This window comes from Exiguobacterium sp. s101 (assembly GCF_018617835.1).
Taxonomy (GTDB): domain Bacteria; phylum Bacillota; class Bacilli; order Exiguobacteriales; family Exiguobacteriaceae; genus Exiguobacterium; species Exiguobacterium marinum.
This window is the reverse complement of the sequence record NZ_JACSKX010000001.1, coordinates 134,034-159,344: the sequence shown is the minus strand read 5'-3', so window position 1 is coordinate 159,344 and position 25,311 is coordinate 134,034. Positions and strand designations below refer to the sequence as shown.

The 25,311-nt window shown below is 45.9% G+C and carries 21 protein-coding genes; 19 read left to right on the top strand and 2 right to left on the bottom strand.

The annotated features are described in order from the left end of the window. The first annotated feature begins 3 nt into the window (after positions 1 to 3). The 12 genes from pnp (at position 4) to KNO76_RS00750 (ending at position 16,911) form a co-directional block, all read left to right on the top strand. On the top strand, positions 4 to 2,220 hold the full coding sequence (gene pnp / locus KNO76_RS00805; RefSeq protein WP_214881503.1) for a polyribonucleotide nucleotidyltransferase: 2,217 nt from the start codon (positions 4 to 6) through the stop codon (positions 2,218 to 2,220). Between the two features lie 51 nt (positions 2,221 to 2,271). Beyond that, complete coding sequence (locus tag KNO76_RS00800; protein WP_214797886.1) at positions 2,272 to 3,489, top strand: M16 family metallopeptidase; 1,218 nt, start codon at positions 2,272 to 2,274, stop codon at positions 3,487 to 3,489. 51 nt (positions 3,490 to 3,540) lie between these two features. Next, positions 3,541 to 5,034, top strand: a complete 1,494-nt coding sequence (locus tag KNO76_RS00795; RefSeq protein ID WP_235181849.1) for a UDP-N-acetylmuramoyl-L-alanyl-D-glutamate--2,6-diaminopimelate ligase — start codon at positions 3,541 to 3,543, stop codon at positions 5,032 to 5,034. A gap of 3 nt (positions 5,035 to 5,037) precedes the next feature. After that, a complete protein-coding gene (locus KNO76_RS00790; RefSeq protein WP_026826202.1) occupies positions 5,038 to 6,291 on the top strand; it encodes a lipid II:glycine glycyltransferase FemX in 1,254 nt (417 codons plus the stop codon). Then, positions 6,288 to 6,941 (top strand): M15 family metallopeptidase, encoded by a 654-nt coding sequence (locus KNO76_RS00785; RefSeq protein WP_214702227.1) that lies wholly within the window; start codon positions 6,288 to 6,290, stop codon positions 6,939 to 6,941. Before KNO76_RS00790 ends, KNO76_RS00785 begins: the two co-directional genes overlap by 4 nt. Positions 6,942 to 7,036: 95 nt before the next feature. Next, positions 7,037 to 8,704, top strand: a complete 1,668-nt coding sequence (locus KNO76_RS00780) for a ribonuclease J (protein WP_026826200.1) — start codon at positions 7,037 to 7,039, stop codon at positions 8,702 to 8,704. 61 nt (positions 8,705 to 8,765) lie between these two features. Continuing rightward, positions 8,766 to 10,961 (top strand): DNA translocase FtsK, encoded by a 2,196-nt coding sequence (locus tag KNO76_RS14125; protein ID WP_214881499.1) that lies wholly within the window; start codon positions 8,766 to 8,768, stop codon positions 10,959 to 10,961. Positions 10,962 to 11,359: 398 nt separating this feature from the next. Beyond that, a complete protein-coding gene (locus KNO76_RS00770; protein ID WP_026826198.1) occupies positions 11,360 to 12,079 on the top strand; it encodes a GntR family transcriptional regulator in 720 nt (239 codons plus the stop codon). A 133-nt stretch (positions 12,080 to 12,212) separates the two neighbouring features. Continuing rightward, positions 12,213 to 13,301 carry a BMP family lipoprotein gene (locus KNO76_RS00765; protein WP_214882002.1) on the top strand — a complete coding sequence of 363 codons (1,089 nt, stop codon included), beginning with the start codon at positions 12,213 to 12,215 and terminating at the stop codon, positions 13,299 to 13,301. Between the two features lie 63 nt (positions 13,302 to 13,364). Then, the gene (locus KNO76_RS00760) at positions 13,365 to 14,891 is read left to right on the top strand and encodes an ABC transporter ATP-binding protein (RefSeq protein ID WP_214881496.1); all 1,527 of its coding nucleotides are present in this window, start codon (positions 13,365 to 13,367) and stop codon (positions 14,889 to 14,891) included. Then, positions 14,888 to 15,955 (top strand): ABC transporter permease, encoded by a 1,068-nt coding sequence (locus KNO76_RS00755; protein ID WP_026826195.1) that lies wholly within the window; start codon positions 14,888 to 14,890, stop codon positions 15,953 to 15,955. Before KNO76_RS00760 ends, KNO76_RS00755 begins: the two co-directional genes overlap by 4 nt. Then, the gene (locus tag KNO76_RS00750) at positions 15,952 to 16,911 is read left to right on the top strand and encodes an ABC transporter permease (RefSeq protein ID WP_026826194.1); all 960 of its coding nucleotides are present in this window, start codon (positions 15,952 to 15,954) and stop codon (positions 16,909 to 16,911) included. Before KNO76_RS00755 ends, KNO76_RS00750 begins: the two co-directional genes overlap by 4 nt. Positions 16,912 to 17,073: 162 nt before the next feature. Here the strand turns inward: KNO76_RS00750 and KNO76_RS00745 are convergent, their stop codons facing one another. Continuing rightward, positions 17,074 to 17,322 (bottom strand): ferredoxin, encoded by a 249-nt coding sequence (locus tag KNO76_RS00745; RefSeq protein ID WP_026826193.1) that lies wholly within the window; start codon positions 17,320 to 17,322, stop codon positions 17,074 to 17,076. A gap of 141 nt (positions 17,323 to 17,463) precedes the next feature. On the opposite strand from KNO76_RS00745, the gene KNO76_RS00740 reads away from it, so the two are divergent. The 7 genes from KNO76_RS00740 to KNO76_RS00710 all read left to right on the top strand — a co-directional run bounded on the left by KNO76_RS00740 (position 17,464) and on the right by KNO76_RS00710 (position 24,221). Continuing rightward, positions 17,464 to 18,486: a YpbB family protein gene (locus KNO76_RS00740; protein ID WP_214881493.1), complete on the top strand. Its 1,023-nt coding sequence runs from the start codon at positions 17,464 to 17,466 to the stop codon at positions 18,484 to 18,486. Next, positions 18,470 to 19,897, top strand: a complete 1,428-nt coding sequence (locus KNO76_RS00735) for a RecQ family ATP-dependent DNA helicase (RefSeq protein WP_353047849.1) — start codon at positions 18,470 to 18,472, stop codon at positions 19,895 to 19,897. The genes KNO76_RS00740 and KNO76_RS00735 overlap by 17 nt, the downstream gene beginning before the upstream one ends. Before the next feature lie 41 nt (positions 19,898 to 19,938). After that, a complete protein-coding gene (locus KNO76_RS00730) occupies positions 19,939 to 20,139 on the top strand; it encodes a hypothetical protein (RefSeq protein WP_026826190.1) in 201 nt (66 codons plus the stop codon). Positions 20,140 to 20,275: 136 nt separating this feature from the next. Then, complete coding sequence (locus KNO76_RS00725) at positions 20,276 to 21,145, top strand: MerR family transcriptional regulator (RefSeq protein WP_026826189.1); 870 nt, start codon at positions 20,276 to 20,278, stop codon at positions 21,143 to 21,145. A gap of 60 nt (positions 21,146 to 21,205) precedes the next feature. Next, positions 21,206 to 21,784, top strand: coding sequence for an adaptor protein MecA (locus tag KNO76_RS00720; RefSeq protein ID WP_214881487.1), 579 nt, complete (start codon positions 21,206 to 21,208; stop codon positions 21,782 to 21,784). 97 nt (positions 21,785 to 21,881) lie between these two features. Next, a complete protein-coding gene (locus KNO76_RS00715; protein WP_214881484.1) occupies positions 21,882 to 22,808 on the top strand; it encodes a D-alanine--D-alanine ligase in 927 nt (308 codons plus the stop codon). Positions 22,809 to 22,952: 144 nt separating this feature from the next. Next, entirely contained in the window at positions 22,953 to 24,221 is a 1,269-nt protein-coding gene (locus KNO76_RS00710; protein WP_214881480.1) for a Glu/Leu/Phe/Val family dehydrogenase, read from the top strand. Positions 24,222 to 24,299: 78 nt separating this feature from the next. Here KNO76_RS00710 and KNO76_RS00705 read toward each other — a convergent pair whose 3' ends face one another. Beyond that, a complete protein-coding gene (locus tag KNO76_RS00705; RefSeq protein ID WP_214881477.1) occupies positions 24,300 to 25,280 on the bottom strand; it encodes a YpdA family putative bacillithiol disulfide reductase in 981 nt (326 codons plus the stop codon). Positions 25,281 to 25,311 lie beyond the last annotated feature (31 nt).

Here is a 25,311-nt window from a genome sequence, read left to right as displayed (position 1 = left end):
TACATGTTAGGTACGAAACAAGTATTCTCTACAGAATGGGGCGGACGCCCATTGTCTGTAGAGGTCGGTCAACTTGCGAAGCAAGCAAACGGCTCAGCGCTCGTTCGCTATGGTGACACGGTCGTCCTTGCGACAGTAACAGCTTCAAAAGCACCAAAAGATTTAGACTTTTTCCCATTGACGGTCAACTATGAGGAGAAACTTTACTCGGTCGGTAAAATTCCAGGTGGATTCCTCCGCCGTGAAGGTCGTCCAGGTGAAAACGCGATTTTGACATCGCGTCTCATCGATCGTCCAATTCGTCCACTCTTCCCAGATGGATTCCGTCATGATATTCAAGTCATGATTTATGTCATGTCGAACGACCCGGATTGTTCAGCTGAAATGGCGGGAATGCTCGGTACGTCGATCGCACTCTCGATTTCAGACATCCCGTTCGATGGCCCGATTGCTGGAGCGACGGTCGGACGTGTTGACGGTGAGTTCGTCGTTAACCCGACGACAGCTCAGCTCGAACAGACGGACCTCGAACTCCAAGTCGCCGGAACGGCAGATGCGATCAACATGGTTGAAGCAGGCGCGAACGAAGTACCGGAAGACGTCATGCTCGAGTCAATTCTGTTCGGTCATGAAGAAATCAAGAAACTAGTTGCGTTCCAATCAGAGATCGTAGAGGCTGTTGGGAAACCGAAGTTCGAATACACGGTATCGAAATTTGATGACGCCTTAACAGAAGAACTCGAGGCGGCTCGTCCAGAAATCAACGCCGCGGTCCAAGTCGAAGAAAAACATGCACGTGACGAAGCAATCAATGAAGTGATCGCTAAATACGTAGCTGCCTATGGAGAGACGCTCGCCGATGAACCAGCCAAGTTGAAAGAAGTGTCTGGCATTTTGAACAAATTCGTTAAAGACGAAGTCCGCCGTTTGATTACGGTCGACAAAGTTCGTCCGGACGGTCGTCGCCCGGAAGTCATCCGCCCGCTCGCATCAGAAACTGGCTTATTGCCACGTGCACATGGTGTGGGTCTCTTCACACGCGGTCAAACGCAAGTCATGTCGGTGGCAACGCTTGGCGTGATTGGTGACGCACAAATCATCGACGGAATCGGTTTGGAAGAGAATAAGCGCTTTATGCACCACTATAACTTCCCGCCGTTCTCAGTCGGAGAAGCACGTCCGGTCCGCGCACCAGGTCGTCGTGAAATTGGTCACGGGGCACTCGGTGAACGAGCACTTCTGCCGATTATTCCGAAAGAAGCAGACTTCCCGTACACGATTCGTCTCGTTTCGGAAGTACTCGAATCAAATGGCTCGAGTTCACAGGCGTCAATCTGTGGATCGACGCTCGCTTTGATGGATGCAGGTGTGCCGATCAAAGCGCCGGTCGCTGGAATCGCCATGGGTCTCATCATGGAAGGTGAACACTACACGGTCTTGACAGATATTCAAGGACTTGAAGATCACCTCGGCGATATGGACTTCAAAGTTGCTGGAACGAAAGACGGAATCACGGCTCTTCAAATGGACATTAAGATTGCGGGAATCACGCGCGAAATCTTAGAGGAAGCCCTTGAGCAGGCACGTGCTGGTCGTCTACACATTCTTGATCATATGCTTGAAACGTTAGATGCACCACGTACGCAACTATCGAAATATGCACCGAAGATTGTGACGATGACAATCAATCCGGATAAAATCCGCGATGTCATTGGACCGGGTGGTAAAATGATCAACAGCATCATCGATCAAACTGGTGTCAAAATTGACATTGAACAAGATGGTACAGTATTCATCGCCTCGACCGACCAGGAAGGGATCGATCTTGCCATGTCATTGATTGGGGATATCGTTCGCGAAGTCGTCGTTGGGGAAGTATTCGACGCAACGGTTCGCCGCATCGAGAAGTTTGGCGCATTCGTCGAGCTCTTCAAAGGAAAAGATGCACTCGTACACGTTTCAGAGTTCAGCCTTGAGCGTGTTGCGAACGTCGAGGATGTGGTGAAACTCGGTGATACGATTCAAGTCAAAGTCACAGAAATCGATGATAAAGGTCGTGTCAACGCATCACATAAAGCGCTCATCTTAGAAGGATTGTCTCCTGAAGAGCGTGAGGCTTACGAAGCGAAACGGAAGGCTGCACGTGAAAGCCGTCCGCCTCGCGAAGGCCGTCCGCCACGTCGTGACGGGGACCGTCGTCCACCGCGCTCGACAAATTAATTATTCTGGCCATCGTCTTGGTGCGATGGCCTTTTTCATAGGAGTGAGAACATGGAATGGATGACACTAGAGAACGGTGTACGCATCATCATCGAACCAATCGAGGGTTCGCACAGCACTTCAACCGGTGTGTTTATTAAAGCCGGGACACGCACGGAATCGTTTGAAAATATCGGCATCAGCCATTTGATTGAGCATATGTTGTTCAAAGGAACGAAAACGAAAAACGCAAAAGAGATTGCTTCTTTTTTCGATGAACTTGGTGGAAGTGTCAACGCCTTCACCTCGAAAGACCATACGTGTTTCTATGTGAAGACGCTCGATGAACATGCGGTCATGGCACTTGATGTGTTGACGGATATGTTGTTCGAGTCGGTGCTTGACGAAAACGAACTCGAAAAAGAAAAACGTGTCGTCGTGGAAGAAATTAAAATGTACGAAGACACGCCAGAAGATCTCGTGCACGAATTACTGGCTATCGCGGCATATCGGGATGACCTACTCGCCCAACCAATTCTTGGAACGGAGGAGAGTGTCAATCGATTGACACGAGACCAACTCGTTGACTATTTGCAAGAACGCTATACAGCAGAAGAAATTGTCGTCTCGATTGCAGGGAATATATCCAATGAGTTGATTGATGCCGTGAAGGGTAGGTTTGCCAACATCCCTTCTAGGGAATCTTCGAAACAACTCAATCAACCGGAGCTATTCCATGATACCGTGACAAAACAGAAGGAAACAGAACAGGCGCACCTATGTTGGAACTATGGAGCAATTTCAGCGACGGATGAACGGTTACCACACTTGGCACTGATGAATAACGCAATCGGCGCGACGATGTCCTCGAGACTGTTTCAGTCGATTCGTGAAGAGGAAGGCTTGGCCTATTCAATCTACTCTTACTACACGACATTCGCTGATCATGGCACCTTTACCATCTATGTCGGAACATCATCCGATACGTTAAAGCAAGTCGAAGTCATTCTCGAAAGAGAGTTAACCCGACTCGTCGAAGAAGGATTGACGGATGAAGAGGTGGATAAAGGTAAGCGGCAATTGAAAGGTTCTCTCGTGCTTGGAAACGAAAGCTCGAGCGCACGTATGAATCGCAATGGACGAAACTTGCTCTTACTTGACGAAGTTGAACCGATTGAACACGTGATTCAAAAAGTGGAACGCATCGAAGGCGAAGAGGTCAATGCATTGATTCGTGAAGTGCTTCAACAGCAACCAGCGAAATCATATGTCCTCCCAAACGAAGGGTGACTTGAAACCGAATTGTAAGTTCTCTACACTGATTAAGAGGTATTCTTTAGTGTGGATAGGATACAGGTGAAAGAAGGGAAAGACTTGAACTTAACGGATTTAGTGAAGACGATACAACTAATTAATCAACCAAATCTTGAAGGCATCATAGTGACGCATGTGACGACCGATTCGCGAGAAGTGGTTCCGGGAACGTTGTTTGTCGCCATCAAAGGTTATACGGTCGATGGCCATGAATACGCGGCGCAAGCGGTGAAACGAGGAGCGGTAGCGGTTGTCAGTGAACGCCCACTCGAGCTAACGGTTCCAAACTTAATTGTACGTGATAGCTCACGTTCAGTCGGACTACTGGCTTCAGCTTTTTATCAGTATCCCTCTGAACAGATGCGACTGTTCGGGATTACGGGAACTAATGGGAAAACAACGACGACGACGATCTTACGTGATGTTCTTGACGTCCTTGGGCACTCGACCGGATTGATTGGAACTGTCGAAGTACGTATTAATGACAACATTGTTCCAAGTAAAAATACAACGCCTCAAAGTTCAGAGCTTCAACAGTTGCTTGCACAAATGCGTGACGAAGGCGTGACTGATGTCATGATGGAAGTATCATCACACGGCCTTGAGCTCGGTCGTGTCATCGGAACGGATTTTGACATCGTAGGATTCACAAATTTGACGCATGACCACTTGGATTTTCATGGTACGTTCGAAAACTATGCGCGTGCGAAAGGATTGCTTTTCGCACAACTCGGTCAAATGGCTTCACGGGGAAAAGTAGCCGTCTTGAACGCAGACGATGCCCAAAGTGCGCTCTACGAAACGATGACCGGTGCTAAAGTATTGACATATGGAATCGATACGCTAGCGGACTTGATGGCATCGGACATTGAACAGACGCTCTCTCAGACGAGTTTTGTGTTGAACTACCAAGGCATACGTCTCCCGGTGACCGTACAGTTTATCGGTCGGTTCAACGTATACAATCTGTTGCTTGCGACAGGTTGTCTTCTCGCTGCCGGATATTCGCTTGAGAGAATCGCTGAAGCACTTGAAACGATTCATCCTGCCAAAGGACGAATGCAACGCCTAGACGTCCCGGGTTATAATGTATACGCAGACTATGCGCATACACCAGATGGAATCGAACAGTGTTTGAAGTCCCTTGTTGGCGTACCAAAAGAGAAGATTGTCTTTTTAATTGGGACCGGTGGAAATCGTGATGTCACGAAACGCCCGGCGATGGGTGAGATGGCATCGACCTACGCTGGAACCGTCATCATCACGACAGATGATCCACGCTTCGAAGCTTACGAATCCATCACGAACGGCATCGCGGCTGGAATGACTCATGACAGTTATGTCGAGATTGGTGATCGTGAAGAGGCAGTTCGTTATGCGGCAAGTTTAGCCAAAGCGGATAATATCATCGTATTAGCAGGAAAAGGGCATGAAAAGTATCAGATTATCGGAAATGAAAAGTTGCCGCTCGATGAAGAGGCGATTGTCCGAGCAACCATTTTGAATACGGAGGAATCGTGATTTATGGCAGTACAATCAATTACGTTGACAGAAAAAGAACATGACGACTTCGTCAAAACGCATGACCGTGGTGATTTATTGCAACTGTCGAGTTGGGGAGATGTGAAGCGCCAAAATGGATGGACATCAGAGCGCATCGCTGTAGCGCGTGATGGAGCGACGACCGGTGCCGCACTTCTTTTATTTAAACGTGTTCCAAAATTACCATTTACTTTATGTTATGCACCTCGTGGTTTTGTCGTGGACTATGACGACTTGGCATCTCTTCAAGCACTTGTGAATGAAGCAAAACGTGTTGCGACGGCACATAAAGCCATCGTGATTAAAATTGACCCAAATATTGATCGTGACGAGATGCCTGGTCTATTGACGGAAATGGATGCGATTGGATTTAAACATAAAGGCTATGGTGGCGGATTTGACTACGCACAGCCCCGTTTCACGATGGAAACAGATTTACGTCCAAGCGAGAAAGATATTTTTGCGAAATTCCACCACAAGTTCAGATATAATGTTCGGTTAGCTGAAAAGAAAGGCATTGTCTGTACAGAAGTCGATCGTGATGGACTCAAGACGTTCGCTAATCTGATGAAAGTGACAGGAGAGCGTGATGGTTTCGCCACTCGAGGTCTCGATTATTTTGAAAACCTATATGATTGTCTCCAACCGAATGATGCCCGTCTATTTTTAACCAAACTTGAGCCGAAAATTGCGCTTGAACAGCAACAAGCAACACTCGAAAAAGCGAAAAAAGAGTTGAGTAAAATCGAACGGGGGTTAGAGAAGGAGACGCTCGAAAAGAAACGAACGAGCCTTCTTAATCGCAAAGAGCAGACAGAAGCGCAAATTCAAAAAGCCGAACAAGCGTTACCTGAGCTCGTTGAACTAGACCAGACATATCCGAATGGAATCGTCTTGTCGGGTGGGTTATTGACACTTGCAGGACGTCGCTCGTATTACTTATACGGTGCCTCATCCAATGAATTCCGTGAATTCATGCCAAACCACTTGATGCAGTGGACAATGATGAAGGCAGCTAAGGAGAGCGGTGCAGAGCGATATGACTTCGGTGGGGTATCGGGAAGTACTGACCCAAATGATGAATATGCAGGTCTATATGCCTTCAAGTCTGGATGGGGAAGTGACATGATTGAGAAGGTCGGGGAATTTGATCTCGTCTTAAATCGTCCTTTCTATATGGCACTCGAAAAAGGTTTGCCAATCCTTAAAGGATTACGTAAACGGTTAAGAAGATGAGATGGACAGGTGTGTTATCACTTGCGATGGTCGCCTTCTTGATTGGAATTACGCTAGCTTATTTTTATATGCAACCTGAACCGGTACCATGGGTGGACGAACCTACGTTTGAGGCGGATATGTGTGTGCGGAACAAAGAGGCGGAGGACGCCGTGTTAGCGAGGACAAAGATTGAATTTGATCGTTTACATCCACAAGTCGTGAATCGAGGAGTCTCGTTCATACGATTAGCACAATCTTGTCTAGACCTTGAAGTACGACTCACATCAGGATATCGCTCGGCGAAGGAACAAAATACTTTGTATGCACAAGGTCGGTCTGAACCAGGACAAGTTGTGACGAATGCCAAAGCGGGTCAAAGTTATCATAACTATGGACTTGCGATTGATTTCGTCATTATCCATAACAACAAGGCGGACTATGATTTGAACACTGACCGCAATCGAAATGATGTACCGGATTGGCAAGAACTCGGGGAATTAGGGAAGGCGCTTGGCTTCGAATGGGGCGGTGACTGGAACTCATTTCCGGACTATCCTCACCTCCAAATGGACTTTGGCTTGTCAATCCGACAACTTATCGCAGGGAAACGACCTGACAAAGAAGCGGTTGTACCGATTGCCGATGCACTAAAGCCTCTATTAGATTGAACGGAAATGTTGGCAATGAAGCCGTTTTCCGCTACAATATTCAGTAGCGATAAGGGGACGAAACAGAATATGAATCAATTAGGAGGTTTTTGTTAGTGTCTAAAAAGAAGACAGAGAATATTAGCGTCTTTGCGCTTGGAGGCGTAGGCGAAATCGGGAAGAACATGTACGTCGTGGAGCTAGACGACGACATCTTCGTCATCGATGCCGGACTCATGTTTCCAGGCGATGAGATGCTTGGGATTGACATTGTCATCCCAGACATCACCTATTTAAAAGAAAACAAAGATCGCGTACGAGCAATTTTCATCACACACGGTCACGAAGACCATATCGGTGGACTCAGCTACGTGCTACGCGATTTGAAGCACGTTCCGGTATACGGAACGAAATTAACTCTTGGGTTGATTGAATTGAAATTAAAAGAGGCTGGTTTGTTAAAAGAAGTCGACCTTCGCATGATTGACGCCAAAACGAAATTGACTATCGCTGATCATTTCATCACATTCTTCCGCGTCAATCACTCGATTCCCGACTGTGTCGGTGTTTGTATTCAAACATCTCAAGGTGCAATCGTCCATACCGGAGATTTTAAGTTTGATTATACACCGGTCGACGGTAAGCAATCCGACTTTAACAAGTTAGCGGCGATTGGACAACGTGGGGTTCTCGCTCTACTTTCAGATTCGACAAATGCAGAGCGACCGGGACAAACTGGTTCTGAATCGCTCGTCGGTGCTGAATTGAACGACGTCATCTATCAAGCCGAAGGCCGTGTCATCGTGGCATCGTTCGCATCGAACGTCCATCGCTTGCAACAAGTATTCGCGGCAGCGGAAGCAAATGACCGTAAAGTGGCGGTTGTAGGTCGTAGTATGGTCAATATCGTCGAAGTTGCTCAAAAATTAAACTACCTTCGTTTCAAGGCGAAGACACTCGTCGAATTGTCGCAAGTGAATCGACTGCCGGATAATAAAGTCGTCATTTTAACAACGGGATCTCAAGGAGAGCCAATGGCAGCATTGACTCGTATGGCACGTAATGCGCACAAACAAGTCAACATTCGTTTGAACGATACGGTTGTCATTGCCGCTACTCCGATTCCCGGGAATGAGAAGTCAGTTTCGAAGACGATTGATTTATTATTCCGCTCTGGTGCGAACGTCATTTACAACCAACGTAAAGTTCACGTATCAGGGCACGGTTCGGCAGAAGAGTTGAAGTTGATGCTCAACCTCGTCAAACCGAAATACTTCTTACCGATTCACGGTGAATATCGTATGCAAATGGCGCACTCAAAACTTGCTGAACAAGTAGGCGTAAAATCAAACAATATCTTCATCGTTGAAAAAGGTGATGTCGTTGAGTTTACAGGTCGAAAAGCCCGGATGAGCCGAAAAGTTCCTGCTGGTAATGTCTTGATTGACGGAATCGGCGTCGGCGATGTCGGAAACATCGTTCTTCGTGATCGTCGATTATTGTCACAAGATGGAGTTGTCCTTTGTGTCGTCACATTGAATCGAAAACAGAAGAAATTGATTTCAGGACCTGAACTCATCTCACGTGGATTCGTGTATATGCGAGAGTCGGAAGAGATGATTTCAGAGGCAAACCGTATTGTCACGAAACAGATTGAAAAGAGTCTGCAAGCTGGCAGTGACTGGACCGAATTGAAATCAAATATCCGCGAGCGACTAAGCGTCTTCTTGTTTGAACAGACGAAACGTCGTCCGATGATCTTGCCGATCATCATGGAGATTTAATGGAATGTGAGTGAGGCAAAAGTCATCCGACTTTTGCCTTCTTTTTTTAGGAGGGACTATAGTGGCACAAAAAACAAGAAAGACTCCCGTGAAGCGTAAACGACCTGCGCCACGAAATACGAGAAAACGAAAAAAACATCCGATTGCGCCACGTACATACGGATGGGGAATTATTGTTCTTTCCATCGTTGCATTCGTATTTGCCTTCTTTAATTTAGGCTGGATTGGACAACAGTTGTCCGAGCTGTCCGAATATATTTTTGGTGGTTGGGGTGCGCTTACTTATTTGATGGTAGCCGTCATCTTATGGGTCGTGCTCAATTCAATGAGACTGATGGAACGAGCAGGTTTACTCAATATGACCGTCTCACTCTTGTTGTTCGGTGACTTATTGTGGGGAGAAGAGCGTGGTAGAGTCAATGGTGCTTTATATGATTTAAATCAATATTTGTTTTCTGATTTTGGTCTCGTCTTTTTAGGCGTCGTGTTCTTCGTTGTCGGAGTATCTCTGTATGTGCCGACAGTTTGGGGCAAGCTGTACCATCGAATGAGTGAATCCGTTGTAGCTGTGAAGAAAGAATGGCAAGCACGACCAAAAACTGAGAAGAAGCAAGCTTCGAATCGAACACGTACTGCACAACAAAATCAAAAGGTGTTACATACGGAAAGAGAGTTAGCATCTGAATCAGAGTCAGACACGGTCACGATGAATGACATCCCGATTGTTGGGTTTAGCGAGAAAGTTGTGGCAGAAAAGAAAGATGCTGAAATGGAAACACCCCAATCTACGGAAACTGATGCATCCAGCACGACAGAAGAGATGATGATGACTGCAGCTCAAGATGTCTCAGATACTTATGAACTCCCTCCTTTTTCAAACTTAAAGGAGCCGGTAATCACTGATTTATCGGGAGAAAATGCGCGCTTGAAAGAGAATGCGGCAAAACTCGTGAAAACACTAAAGTCATTTGGTGTCGGAGTCAAAGTGTTAAAGATTCATCTCGGACCAACCGTTACGAAATATGAGTTACAACCAGATATTGGTGTGAAAGTAAGTCGAATCACCTCGTTAAGTGATGATTTAGCACTTGCACTTGCTGCTAAAGATATCCGAATTGAGGCACCGATCCCAGGGAAGGCGGCCATCGGTATTGAAGTACCGAACCAGGAAGTCGCTCCGGTGTGCTTACGAGAAGTGCTTGAAGCAGATCCAATCAAACAAGACGATTCAAAATTGCTCGTCGCTCTTGGTCGTAGTATCAGTGGGGAGACCGTCGGAATCTCACTTAACAAAATGCCGCATTTGCTCGTCGCGGGATCAACAGGTTCAGGAAAATCAGTTTGTATCAACGGCATGATCGTATCCTTGTTGATGCGTTCTCGACCTGATGAGGTCCGACTCATGATGATTGACCCGAAAATGGTCGAATTGAATGTATATAACGGTGTTCCTCACTTATTGACTCCGGTTGTCACAGACCCGAAGAAAGCCGCTCAGGCACTAAAACAGGTAGTTGCCGAGATGGAACGACGTTATGAACTATTCAGTCGATACGGGGTACGCAACATTGAAGGGTATAATGAACTCGTCAATCAATCAGACGATGAAGATGCGAAACGTCTACCGTTCATCGTCGTTATCGTCGATGAACTAGCAGACCTGATGATGGTCGCATCAAATGATGTCGAAGATGCGATTATGCGACTTGCGCAAATGGCTAGGGCTGCAGGTATTCATATGGTTCTCGCTACTCAGCGCCCATCGGTTGACGTAATCACTGGGGTCATCAAGGCGAATATCCCATCACGGATTGCATTTGCGGTCTCTTCTCAAACCGATTCGCGAACTATTCTTGACGGAGGGGGAGCAGAGAAATTGCTCGGACGTGGGGATATGCTGATGCTTGCGAACGGTATGAACAAACCTGTCCGTATTCAGGGAGCGTTCGTCTCCGACCAAGAAGTCGAGATGGTCGTCAATCATGTCATCGCACAGCAACGAGCGCAGTATGTGGAAGCGATGATGCCGAAAGAGGAAGAAGTGACGACAATCGACTCGGATGATTCATTGTTCGGAGAAGTCGTTCAATTCATTGTCACTCAGGAAACGGCATCGACATCGATGATTCAGCGAAGATTTCGAATCGGGTATAATCGGGCTGCCCGATTGATCGATTCGCTTGAAGAAGCCGGTTACGTGGGGCCGTCAGAAGGTTCGAAACCTCGAAAAGTGTTCATTCAAGAACGAGAAGAATAATAAAAACGAACGATTATATATACTAATATATAATCGTTCGTTTTTTAATGGTATACATAGAATACGGAAATATTAGCGATAATTAAAGAAGTTCGTTATAATAGAAATGTAATATAGCACATATGACCTATATTATTTAATAATGCATACTTTAAAAAAACCTTGAAGCGCTTACATATTTTAATAACGTTTTCATTTTACAAAGTTTTTTCAAACATGAAAGAAAAGAGTAAAATGGACTCAGTGGTACGGTTCAACACGATTAAAAAAAATATTTCCCTGATTCCGAACAAAAACTATTGCGTTCTAATTCTCGAATCCCTATACTTAATATTGGCAAGGACATTCATACGTCAGATGTCTGAGCACTGGTAAGTAAATTAAAGGTGGTGAGGCCAATGTCGATTAAGCTCGATCATCGATTGCTCTATCTTCGAGTAATTGAAAAAATTAAGCAAGATATCGACGCTGGTGTCTATCGGGAAGGCGAAAAGTTACCTTCGGAATTCGAACTTTCGAAACAACTTGGAGTCAGTCGAGCAACACTTCGTGAGGCGCTCCGAATTCTCGAAGATGAGAAATTCGTGGTGCGAAAGCATGGGGTAGGGACATTTATCAGTTCCAAGCCGCCGTTTACATCAGGAATTGAAGAGTTATTCAGTGTCACTGATATGATTACGCGTGCGAAGATGACACCAGGAACGAAAGTATTGGTGGCCGAGAAGGTGTTGGCAACAGAGAGAGAAGCCGATCGTCTCAAGATTGAGCCGAACTCACCGATTTATCGAATTGTTCGAATTCGATATGCGGATGACACACCGGTCGTATATTGTGTCGATAAAGTGCCGGCCCATCTCGTCTCAAATCCTGAAACATTGACTGAAGGGAAGTCATTGTTTGATGCTCTTGAAAAAGAGGTAGGACGTCGAGTCGCGTATGCGATTACGCATATTGAGCCGAGCGTCAGCTCTGACATATCGTCACAACTTCAGACGGACCAACCGTTACTCGCTTTAAAGCAATTGCATTACGATGAGAGTGATTTACCATTGCTCGATTCGGCCAACTTTTTCCGAGCAGATCGATTCGATTTCCATGTCGTACGTAAACGAGTGTAAAACGACCAATTTTTTTGACGGAAAGGGTTATTTTTGGGGAATAGCGTGAAAGCGCTTTCTTATACCGGTGTAAAGACTACTGATGACATGACAACAAAATTTGTTATGAACCGAAAGGGGAAACACGACGATGATGAACAAAAAGAAAACGATTCTCTCAGCTTTAGCAGCAGGACTCACACTCTCTACAGTACTCGCGGCTTGCGGTGGCGATGACAACAAAGGTGGCTCATCTACAAACGGTGAAGGCGGAGAAGGTAGCGACTTCAAAGTAGCGATGGTTACTGATACCGGCGGTGTAGATGACAAATCGTTCAACCAATCTGCATGGGAAGGGTTGAAAAAATTCGGTGAAGAAAACGACTTGACTGAAAACGAAGGATATAAATATCTTCAGTCAGCAAAACAAGCAGACTATCAGCCGAACTTACAGCAATTGGCACGTGATAACTTTAACTTGATCTATGGAATCGGCTTCTTGATGGCAGAAGATATTGGTAAAGTTGCAGAACAATTCCCTGACAACAACTTTGCAATCGTCGATATGGTTGTTGATGCTCCGAACGTTGCTTCAATCACTTTTAAAGAACAAGAAGGTTCGTTCCTCGTAGGTGTTGTTGCTGGTCTTACGACTACAACTGACAAAGTTGGATTTATCGGTGGGGTAGAGTCAGATTTGATCAAGAAGTTTGAAAATGGATTTAAAGCTGGTGTAATGGCTGTAAACCCTGATGCGACAATCGATGTGAAATATGCTGAAGACTTCAACTCAGCTGAAAAAGGAACAGCAATCGCTTCAGGTATGTACGGTTCTGGTTCTGACATCATTTATCACGCAGCTGGTGGTACGGGTGTAGGGGTATTCACAGAAGCGAAAAACCGTAAGAAGAACGGCGAAGATGTTTGGGTTATCGGGGTTGACCGTGACCAGTATGAAGAAGGACTTCCAGAAAACGTCACACTTACATCAATGGTTAAACGTGTAGATACAGCTACACTTAAAGTTTCGAAAATGGCAATGGACGGGGAGTTCCCAGCTGGTGAAATCGTTGAGTTCTCTCTTAAAGACGAAGGTGTAGGAATCGCGCCAACTTCTGAAGAAAACGTTGCTGCTGACGTTCTTACGAAAGTTGACGAGTATCGTCAACAAATCATCGACGGCGAGGTAGTTGCACCAGCAACTGACGCTGAGTTCGAAGAGTTCATGAAAACAGTAAAATAATTCATTTGAGTATAGGGGGGACCCATGTGGTCTCCCTTTACTTAAAGTTAGGGGTGAACTTCCTTGGAATATGTAATTGAAATGCTAAATATTCGCAAAGAGTTCGGTACGTTCGTTGCGAACGATAATATCACGCTCCAATTGCGTAAAGGAGAAATCCATGCGCTTCTAGGAGAAAACGGGGCCGGGAAGTCGACGCTCATGAACGTGTTATTTGGTCTATATCAGCCTGAAGGTGGAGAGATTCGCGTACACGGGAAGAAAGTTGATATTGAGAATCCGAACATCGCCAATGATCTTGGGATCGGGATGGTCCACCAACACTTTATGTTGGTTGAAAAGTTTACCGTCACGGAGAACATCATCCTTGGACTTGAGCCGAAGAGCGGTGTGACAATCGATCGCGCGTCAGCTCGTCAAAAGGTAATGGATATTTCAGAACAGTACGGACTTAAAATTGATCCAGATGCGAAGATTGAAGATATTTCGGTCGGTATGCAGCAACGAGTAGAAATCTTGAAAACGCTCTATCGTGGAGCGGATATTTTGATTTTCGACGAACCGACGGCAGTGTTGACGCCGCAAGAGATTCAAGAACTTATCCAAATTATGAAACGTTTGATTGCTGAAGGTAAGTCGATCATCTTGATTACGCACAAGCTGAAGGAAATCATGCAAGTGGCGGACCGTTGTACGGTCATTCGTCGTGGTCGCTACATTGGAACGGTTGAAGTGGATGAAACGGTTAATGAAGATAGTCTGGCTGAAATGATGGTCGGGCGTGAAGTCAACTTCGCTGCTGAGTATTCAAAAGCAGAACCGCAACAAGTTGTTCTCGATGTTCAAGGGCTCGTCGTTAAAGACAGCCGTGGATTGAAGGTCGTTGAAGGATTAGACTTACAAATTCGGGCTGGGGAAGTGCTCGGAATTGCTGGAATCGATGGTAACGGTCAAACCGAGTTAATTGAAGCGATTACGGGTCTTAAAAAACCGGAATCAGGAAAAGTTCAGCTCAATGGGAAAGATGTGACTGGTCAAACACCGCGTAAGATGACAGAATCCGGCATCGGACATATTCCGCAAGACCGTCATAAACACGGACTCGTCCTCGACTACTCGATTCGGGACAACATGGTTTTACAAACGTATTACAAAGAACCTTTCTCTAAGCGAGGGCTAATGAATTACAAAGCTGTTGCAGAGAAGGCGAAGACGTTAATTGAGAAGTTTGACGTCCGAACTCCATCTATCGATGTGCCGGCGCGTGCGCTCTCGGGAGGGAACCAGCAGAAGGCAATCATCGCCCGGGAAGTCGACCGTTCACCAGATTTACTCATCGCTGCACAACCGACACGTGGTCTTGACGTCGGTGCGATTGAATTTATTCATGAACAGCTCATTAAAGAGCGTGAAAAAGGACGCGCCGTCTTGCTCATCTCATTCGAACTTGATGAAATTTTACACGTATCCGACCGTATTGCAGTTCTTTACGAAGGGAAAATCGTGGGGATTCGTGATCCGAAAGAGACGACTGAACAAGAACTTGGCTTCTTGATGGCCGGCGGTCAGAGAGGGGACGAAACAGAATGAAAAAATTAAGTTTAAACCAGCTCCTCATTCCATTCCTATCGATTATTTTAGGTCTTCTCGTCGGTGCCATCGTCATGTTGATCGGTGGTTACGACCCGGTTCAAGGGTTCATCTCATTATTCGAAGGAATGTTTGGTAGTCCGTATGCCATCGGCGAAACGCTGCGAGCGGCTGCACCGCTCATCTTCTCGGGTCTTGCCGTTGCGTTCGCCTTCCGTACAGGGCTTTTCAATATCGGGGTAGAAGGTCAAGTATTGATTGGGTGGGTCGCGGCCGTATATGTAGGAATCAACTTCGATGGTTTGCCGATGTTCATCCACTTGCCGCTCGCGCTTCTCGCAGCAATGATCGCAGCAGCAATTTGGGCTTTCGTACCAGGATTCTTGAAAGCGAAGTTTTACGTCCATGAAGTCATCACGTCCATTATGATGAACTATATCGCACTTTATACGACAAATGCGATTTTGCGTAATGTCATCGGTGTGACGAACGAACGGACAGAATCAATAAATGAGTCTGCATCTCTCGCATCACCTTGGCTACAAGAGTTGACGACATATTCTCGACTTCACTGGGGTGTTCTCGTCGCTGTCCTTGCAGCAATTGTGTACTACTATATTCTTCAGCGTACGACGCTTGGTTATGAGTTACGTGCAGTTGGGTTCAACAAAAATGCATCTCAATATGCAGGAATGAGCGTAAACAGAAATATCGTCCTGTCGTTCGTCATTTCAGGTATGTTCGCTGGACTTGCTGGAGCTATGGAAGGTCTTGGAACATTCGGAAGTATGACTTTATCGGCATCGTTCACAGGTGTCGGATTTGATGGGATTGCCGTGGCCCTTTTAGGAGCTAATACAGCGATCGGTGTCGTTCTCGCCGCGATTCTCTTTGCAGGATTGAATATTGGTGGTTTGGCGATGCAACTTGGTGCGAACGTACCGTCAGAACTCGTCAAAGTCATCATTGCAGCAATCGTCATCTTTGTGGCATCTGGTTACGCCATCAACTATGTCGTAGAAAAACTAAAAGGAAATCGTAAGAAAGGAGTGGAGAAAAAATGAGCTTCTTAGAAGTCCTCTATATCGTCGTACCGGTTGCACTTGCCTATGCGACTCCACTCATTATCGCAGCACTCGGTGGGATTTTCAGCGAACGTTCTGGTGTCGTCAACATTGCTCTCGAAGGAATTATGATCATCGGTGCCGCGACTGGGATTATCACAACGCTTACTTTAACTGATTTAGGTGCTGGCGTCTTCAGTCCATGGATTGCCTTGCTTGTAGCAATGGTAGTCGGTGCATTATTCTCTCTCTTTTTGGCCGTACCTGCGATTCTGTGGCGCGCGGACCAAACTGTTCTTGGGGTAGCAATCAATATGCTCGCGATTGGTCTTGCCATCTTTGTTGTACGTGTGCTCTACAATAAAGGTCAAACTGACTTTATTGAATATCGGATTGCGAAAGAGAACGTACCGTTTTTATCAGATATTCCTGTACTCAAAATGTTCTTCATTAACGTTCAATATACATCATTTGTGGCGATTGCCTTGGCGTTTGTCGTATGGTTCGTCATCTTTAAGACGCCGTTTGGACTTCGCCTTCGCTCAGTCGGTGAGCATCCGATGGCAGCTGATACGATGGGGATCAACGTAACGAAAATGCGCTTCATGGGTGTCATGCTCTCTGGTGCGTTTGGTGGTCTTGCCGGTGCAGTATATGCTGTAACCGTTACGACGAACTTCAGTGGAACGACAATTGTTGGTCAAGGCTTCTTGGCGATTGCCGCAATGATCTTCGGGAAGTGGAATCCACTCGGTGCGCTAGGCGCCGGACTGTTCTTTGGATTTGCGCAGGCGCTCTCGATTATCGGAAGTAATTTGCCGATTATCAATAATGTGCCACAACTTCTCCTGTTGATTGCGCCATATGCGCTCACGATTCTTGCACTCGCTGGTCTTGTCGGGCGTGCGGATGCACCGAAGTCGGTCGGTATCCCATATATTAAAGGGAAACGCTGATTAGAAATAGGACATATGTCCACTATGATAAGGTTGTTTGGTACTTAAGCCAAACAACCTTTTTTGTTATACTTGGCTAGAGCTGTCATGATTAGAAGAGAGTGAATCGAAAAGACATGAAAAAAGACATATCAGTCAAATGACCGATACGTCCTTCGTAAATTATTCGAATTTTAGAGCATCGCCGTCGAATGATTCGTCCGCCACTTTGATTGAATCAGTTGGACAACCTTCGAATGCATCCATCATGTCTTCGTGTAATTCATCAGGGATTTCAACAGTACCTGTGTTGTCATCCATCAAGTTGAACGCGAGACCTTCATCATCATAATCGTAAATATCTGGTGCCGCTGCGCCGCAAGCTCCGCATGCGATACATGTATCTTTATCGACGATAGTAAATTTTGCCATGATAATAACCCTCCAAACGGTTTGTTTCTCTTAGAAATCATTCTACTGACTATGAGTAATTGTAGTCTACATACCCAATTATTTCAATGAGGAAACGAGTGTCTTTTTGGTACGATAATGTTTTTTTAAGGAAGTGACGATTTGGTTCATTTAGCGGATGGGATTTTACTGCTGGCCATTAAACGATTAAATGGAGAACGGAGTGAACGTAGTCTATTTCATGTTCTGAACGGGAAACGTTCGGCCACAACGTTACAAGATGCGTTCTTCTATGAGTTAGAGTCTATTTTTGGACAGTTTCCGCAAGCGACATACTCATATGAGTCCATGTTGAAAGGATTTGAAAAACGGGGGTGGTTGGACCGAAAACAATTCAAATTGACGAAAGCAGGCGAAATGATCTCATCACCTGAGGCTGTTGAGCGTTTATTCAATCGGTTAGGTGGAGAACGACGCGACTATAATGCGACAACGTGGAAAAGGTTGAGTTTATTCGTGCAAACCTTCATGTCTAAAGAGCATGCGCGAACATTTTATCCGGTTCAAGCTGACCGTCCTGCAGAGCAATGGGTAAAACAGTTATTGCAACTCGATCGTGATTGGAAAGCGCTCATGCGGACGTTCCATCTAGAGATTGAAAAAGCGCTTGATCACGTTGGGGATCCGTATGCGACTGCGGTCGTCTACCGGTTTACTGGAGCGTTCGAAACAGGATTGACGTATGAACAAATTGCTAGTTTGCTTGATGTCGATGCCGAAACGGCCCGCCTCTATTTTTTGGCAGGATGGAACGAGTTGCTGAAAGTGTTACCGGAAGATGCGAAAATCCGAGGGTTCACGTATGGGTTATCGACAGACCGGATGACGTATTCTGCGCATGAATCGTATGACCTCTTTCTGAAGGGATACACATTCGATCAAGTTCAGGCAAGGCGTCGATTGCGGACGAGTACGATTGAAGACCATGTGGTGGAGATGGCGATGTATTTAGCTGTCTTCCCGCTCGAACAATTTGTGCCGATGCAGGACATTGTCGCCATCGAAAAATTACGAGATCCGGTCAGTTGGGCTTTGAAGCCTCTCTTTGAAGAAATGGGTAACGTCAGCTATTTTCAAATACGTCTTGTGTTCGCAAGGCTGAAACGAGGTGAGACATTTGTATGAATCGACATTGAAACGAGTCTTTGGATATGATTCGTTCCGACCTGGTCAACACGACATCATTCAAGCAGTGGTGAAAGGACAGGATGTCTTGGCCGTCATGCCGACCGGTGCGGGAAAATCGTTGACGTTTCAACTCCCCTCCTACATAAAGAATGGAGGTTTGACGGTCATCGTCTCGCCGCTACTCTCTCTGATTGAGGATCAAATGCTTCATATCCGGGAACGTGGTGAGCGTGGCGTAGCCCGATTGACATCTATGGAGTCGATTGAAGAAAAGCAGGACATCATCAATCATTTGAAGCGTTATCGTTTTTTATATCTCTCACCCGAACAATTGGCTGTTCCTTATGTCACGCGTGCGTTGGCGAATGTGAAAATTCAAATGCTTGTAATTGATGAAGCGCATTGTATCTCCCAATGGGGCCATGAATTTAGACCAGAATATGCCCGGTTAGGCGAGTTGCGAAAGCAAATCGGCAGCCCGCAATGTATGGCGGTCACGGCGACGGCTCCTGAGAGCGTAAAGCAGGATATCGTTGAGAAGTTAGCACTCTTCTCACCCGAACAATTCGTTCATTCAGCCAATCGACCCGAGATTCGATTAATGGTCGAGCGACTGGAGAAAGAGAAGAAACTCGAGAGACTGAAGGAATTAGTTCGAGAGATTCCGAAACCGATCGTCGTTTACACGGCAACACGTCGGGAGGCAGAGGCGCTAGCGTTTGAGCTAGAAGACGCATTGTTTTATCACGGTGGAATGTCTACAGAAGACCGACGACTCGTGCAATCTCAATTCTTACGAAACGAGGTGTCGGTCATGGTCTGTACAAGCGCGTTCGGAATGGGGGTCAATAAAGATAACGTTCGTTCGGTCATCCACTTCCAATTACCTGCGACGGTCGAAGCGTATATGCAGGAAATCGGCCGGGCCGGACGCGATGGACAGCCTGCGTTTGCTGTGCTCCTATATGCAGATGGGGACGAGCGAATCCAACAGTTTTTGATTGACGGTCAATATCCAAAAGACGAGGATGTTCGTTTGGCGTATTTTGAGCGTGAGAACGGCACATCTCTAGCGCAGTTACCGCGTTTACTAAAAATGAATGAAGAAGATTCAAAATTCTTGTTGTTAAAGCAGTTGTTGTCCGAACGTTCTCTTCAAGAAGCACTGGATTGGGTAAAAGAAAGAAGGCGCGACCGATACCGTCAGCTTGGACAGATGATGGATTATGCACTCATTCGCACGTGTCGGCGCGATTATTTACTACGCTACTTTTCGGAACCAACGATTGAACAAAACGAATGTTGCGATATATGTGGCCCCATCGTGTTCCCAGACACACCTAAAATCGTTCGGGAAAATGTGACGGAATGGAAAATACGGTTGACGCAAATCTTTTCCTTTGAATAATATCATAGTAAAATGATAAAAAAGGTAAAGGAGGGCATATGTTGCGACATCGGAATCAAGCGGATTCTTTACGCGAGCAGTTGGCGGACACATTGCCGTCTCGATCTGAGAGACAAGAGCACGAACGAAAGAGAAAGTTAAATGATAACTGGATGAAGCGCCCGTTGGCGATGACATTAACTTTCGCCATGTTAGCGATTATTCTCATTTTCATATATATCGGGCGACATGCCATATTTTGAAGTAGGGTGCGAGCAAGGTTCGCACCCTTTTTTAATTGACGAATTATAAAAACACACGATTGCACAATAAAAGGGGTAAACCTTTTAGAATGAGGATATACTAAAATCATAGAACGAGTATGAGAGGAGGGCGGAGATGCCGAAATACTCTATAAAAACGGTCGCGACGTTAACGGGCGTTAATCCTACGACGATTCGCGCTTGGGAGCGTCGCTATCAATTTATTGTACCGAGCAGAACGGAATCTGGTCACCGCCTATATTCAGATCAAGATGTGGAAAAAATTAAATGGGTGGTCGATAAACAAAAAGAAGGTCTGAGTGTCTCGCAAGCGATTCAACAGCTACATCAAGCGCCGGAAATAGAGCCAGAGCCATCATCTACCAAGTTATATGACGAAGAATTGAAGGATGGACTGCTTCATGCGTTGCTCTCTTTTGATGAGCGGTCAGCGCACGACTTAATCAATCGCGCATTTAATACATTTAGTTTTGAAAAAGTGACAAAGGACATCATTGGACCGCTCCTGATGGATATAGGTTCACGTTGGGAAGAAGGATCGATTACCATCGCTCATGAGCATTTTGCGACGGCATTTTTACGAGCAAGGCTCTCCACTTTGTCTCTTCAAATGCCGATGAATCCATTCCTTCCACGCATTACATGTGTATGTGCGCCCGGTGAAATGCATGAGATTGGTTTGTTGTTCGTTACACTTTACTTACGTCAACATGGATACGATGTCGTCTTTTTGGGAGCAGGGTTCCCGAAAGAAGACTTGAGTAAGGCATTGCATGATATTGATACGACTTGCCTCATTTTTGCATGCACACTGACAGAACATATCCCCGACCTATTAGATGCCATCGATTATATTCAAGAAGAGCATTCTGATTTGAAAATCGGGGCAGGTGGATATGCGGTCAGTCTCGAGCGGGATCGATTCAATGGAGCATTTCTTGGGGACTCACCGGAAGAATGGACCAAATGGTTATCAACTATTTGACACGGGATTAAAACGGGAGTAGCTTATTAGTAGGATTGATTATTCACTGGAGGTTTTCGATTGAGATTTGAAAAACAAACAAAAGAACATCTTCGTGTATATGTGACTGCAAATGAACTCTCGTTACGTGGAATCGCCATCGATACGATTGTAGGAGAAAATGGTCAACAGCTGTGGAAAGAGTTGCTTGAAACAGCAGAGAGTGAGTATGGCTTTTCTCCACAAGGCGCGGTTGATTTAAACGTGACGATGTTTCCTCGTGATGGACTCGTCATCGATGTTCAAAAAGGTGAAGCAATTGCCGAGCTTGATATCGAGCAGGTCGAGATTCGACTGACAATTGACGTGATTCACCACTTGATTTATCAGTTCGAGGAGCTTGAAGATGTAATCAACGCTTCGATTCGTCTCTTTCCACATATACATGAAACCGAACAGGGTGGGGCGCTTTATCACTATGAAGGTCGTTATTATCTCCACTTTGTGGAGGTGCTTCCTGCACAAGTGGAAGAAAGGCTTGCTGCCATCTTGTCCGAGTATGGAAAAACGACTACGGTAAGTCCATACGTCATGATGGAGTACGGAAACACAATTCAAACGAAACAAGCCGTGAAAGAGCTGTACGATGCGTTCGCATGAGTACGGCTTTTTTTACTTTTCTGTTCCTATTGTTTTTAAGGTGTCCGTGTTATGATTAGACTTGAATTTTTAGTAGTTAGTTGAAGGAGAGATTGGAATGAAAGTCGCTGTTTTATATGGTGGAGTGTCAGGAGAACGAGAGGTTTCCCTCACAAGCGGACGAGGGATGATTGAAGCACTGAAGGAACGTGGTCACGAGGTCACGGCCATCGACTTTCATCCTGAACGAGCGAACGAGTTGTTGACATTAGATGTCGATGTTGTCGTCAGTGCGTTGCACGGAAAGTATGGAGAGGATGGTCGAGTCCAGTCTTTACTAGAGATGGCGGGTATCCCGTACACAGGATCAGGTGTGTTGGCGTCGGCCCTCGCGATGGACAAGGCGAGAGCGAAGATTATTTTTGCTGCATTTGGCATTCGTGTTGCACGGGATGTTTTGATTGAATCCCCAAAGTCTATTGATGCGAAAGTAAGGGAGTGGGGAAATGGGTTCCCATGTGTTGTCAAACCTGCCCAAGAAGGGTCTTCGAACGGCTTGACGATCGCGTTTGATGAGGGGATGTTGCGCACTGGGATTGAGAAGGCGTTCGCATGTGATTCAGCGGTTCTCGTAGAACAGTATATCAAAGGAAAAGAATTGACTGTGCCGGTGATTGGGAGCTTTGGGCAAGAAGAAGCGTTACCCGTAATCGAAATCATTCCAAAAAATGAGTTTTACGATTATGAATCGAAGTATACAGAAGGTGGTTCGATTCATGTTTGTCCGGCTGAAATTCCAGTAGAACTAACGGAAGAAGTTCAGCAGGCTGCTATACTCGCACACCGCGCGCTAGGTTGTTCAGGGTACTCGCGTTCAGATTTTTTGGTCTCTGACATAGGAGAAGCCTATATTTTAGAAACGAACACATTACCTGGTATGACACCGCTTAGCCTGTTCCCGGATAGCGCAAGAACAGTTGGTATCTCTTATGGGGAACTCTTAGATCGTTTCATCGATTTAGCATTAAATCGTGAAACGAAGTAAGGGAACGATTATTCTAGCCTTAAAGAAAACGCTTTCATTATTTTTGTAAAACCCTTTCAAATTGAACGCGTATCGGCTATACTTTTAAACGAATACGAGGTTAATTCTTGGGGGAGAATTGACAATTTAGGGGAGGAAACCTTCATGATAACGGATCAAGAAAAAGGTCATCAAAAACGAAAAAACATCTTGGAATCGACACAAGAGGTGATTCACGAAGCTTTAGATAAACTAGGCTATCCAGATGAGATGTACGAGTTGTTGAAAGAACCGCTTCGCATGCTGACCGTTCGGATCCCAGTTCGCATGGACGATGGCTCGACGAAAATATTTACAGGATATCGTGCCCAACATAACGATGCGGTCGGACCTACAAAAGGAGGCATTCGGTTCCATCCGAACGTAACTGAAGTAGAGGTCAAAGCATTGTCTGTTTGGATGAGCTTGAAAGCAGGAATTGTCGACTTGCCGTACGGTGGAGGAAAAGGCGGAATTGTCTGCGACCCACGTGAAATGAGCTTCCGTGAGATTGAGCGTTTAAGTCGCGGTTATGTTCGCGCAATCAGCCAATTTGTTGGACCGACGAAAGATATCCCAGCACCAGATGTGTTTACGAACTCACAAATCATGGCTTGGATGATGGATGAGTATAGCCGAATCGATGAGTTCAACTCACCTGGATTTATCACTGGTAAACCACTCGTCCTTGGTGGTTCGCATGGACGTGAGACAGCAACTGCGAAGGGTGTGGCCATCATGATTCGGGAAGCGGCACTCCGTCGTGGCATCGAACTCAAAGGAGCACGCGTCGTCGTTCAAGGGTTTGGGAACGCTGGTAGCTTCCTCTCGAAGTTCATGTACGATGCTGGAGCGAAAGTAATCGCGGTCAGCGACGCTTACGGTGCCATCCATGACGAGAACGGTCTCGATATCCCATATTTGTTAGATCGTCGCGATTCATTCGGTACAATCACGACATTGTTCAAAAATACAATCTCGAATCAAGACATGTTAGAACTTGATTGTGACATTCTCGTACCGGCAGCAATCGAGAACCAAATCACAGAAGAGAATGCGGACGCCATCAAAGCTTCAATCGTTGTCGAAGCAGCGAATGGTCCAACGACAAACGAAGCGACGAAAATTTTGACAGAGCGTGGCATTCTTCTTGTGCCGGATGTCTTGGCATCAAGTGGTGGTGTCACGGTTTCTTACTTCGAATGGGTACAAAACAATCAAGGTTATTATTGGACGGAAGAAGAAGTTGAAGAAAAACTTGAAAAAGTGCTCGTCCATTCGTTTAATACAGTCTACAATACATCTTCAGCCCGTAAAGTCGATATGCGTCTGGCTGCCTATATGGTCGGTGTACGGAAGATGGCGGAAGCGTCACGTTTTCGCGGTTGGGTCTAATCAAAAAAAGTTCGGTCAACTCAAGTTGACCGAACTTTTTTATCTATACTTTGCGGTTTATCGATGTAGGCGCGGGAGCTAAACTTGGATTCGATTCGCAATTGTAGCTGCGATCGCCTTGCCGTGGAATCGACCATTTTCGATAAAAATCTTGTTCGCATCGTTCCCAGCTGCCACAACACCAGCGATGAACAAGTGTTCGACGTTTGTTTCAAACGTCTCTTCGTCGTATGTCGGGACCCCACTCTCTTCATCGATGATAATCCCTGAGCTTTCGAATAAATGATGGTCTGGTTGATAACCGGTCATTGCGAGAACGTAATCCGCATCAACATGTTTTTCTTCGCCAGATTGATGATAATAGACACCGTCCTCAGTGATTCGATCAATTGTCGCGCCAAATTCCATTCGGACTTTCTCATGACGGACGAGCGAATCAAAGTTTGGGAGGACCCATGGCTTGACGGAAGGACTATACGAGTCGCCTCGATAGAGTACTATGACATATGCCCCGGCTTTTTCGAGCTCAATCGCAGCATCGACAGCGGAGTTCTTCCCGCCGATAATCGTAACGTGTTGACGGTAATAGGGATGTGCCTCGTTGAAATAATGATGGACGTGTGGCAACGATTCACCTGGTACATCGAGCATACGTGGACGTCCGTAATACCCTGTGGCTAAAATCACATAGTCCGCTTCACGAACTGTGACGCCGCGTCGGTCATGTCTTGAAGTCACGACGAAGCGGTCATTGGTTTTTTCGACAGATTCAACCGTTTCAAACGGGTGAACGTTTAGTCCGGTGCGCGTGACGACTTCCCGATAATAGACGAGTGCGTCTTGTCTTCGTGGTTTTAAGTCTTTACATATAAACGGGATGTCTCCGATTTCTAACAGGGTTGCAGATGAGAAGAACGTCTGATGTGTCGGATATCGATAGATTGCATCGACGATATTTCCCCGTTCTATCACACTACAAGAAACCCCGATCTTCTCTAACTCGATGGCCGCCGAAAGACCGCATGGTCCAGCGCCGACAATAATCGCTTGTTTATTCACTGAAAATCACCTCTTTGCTCATTGTAGGGAA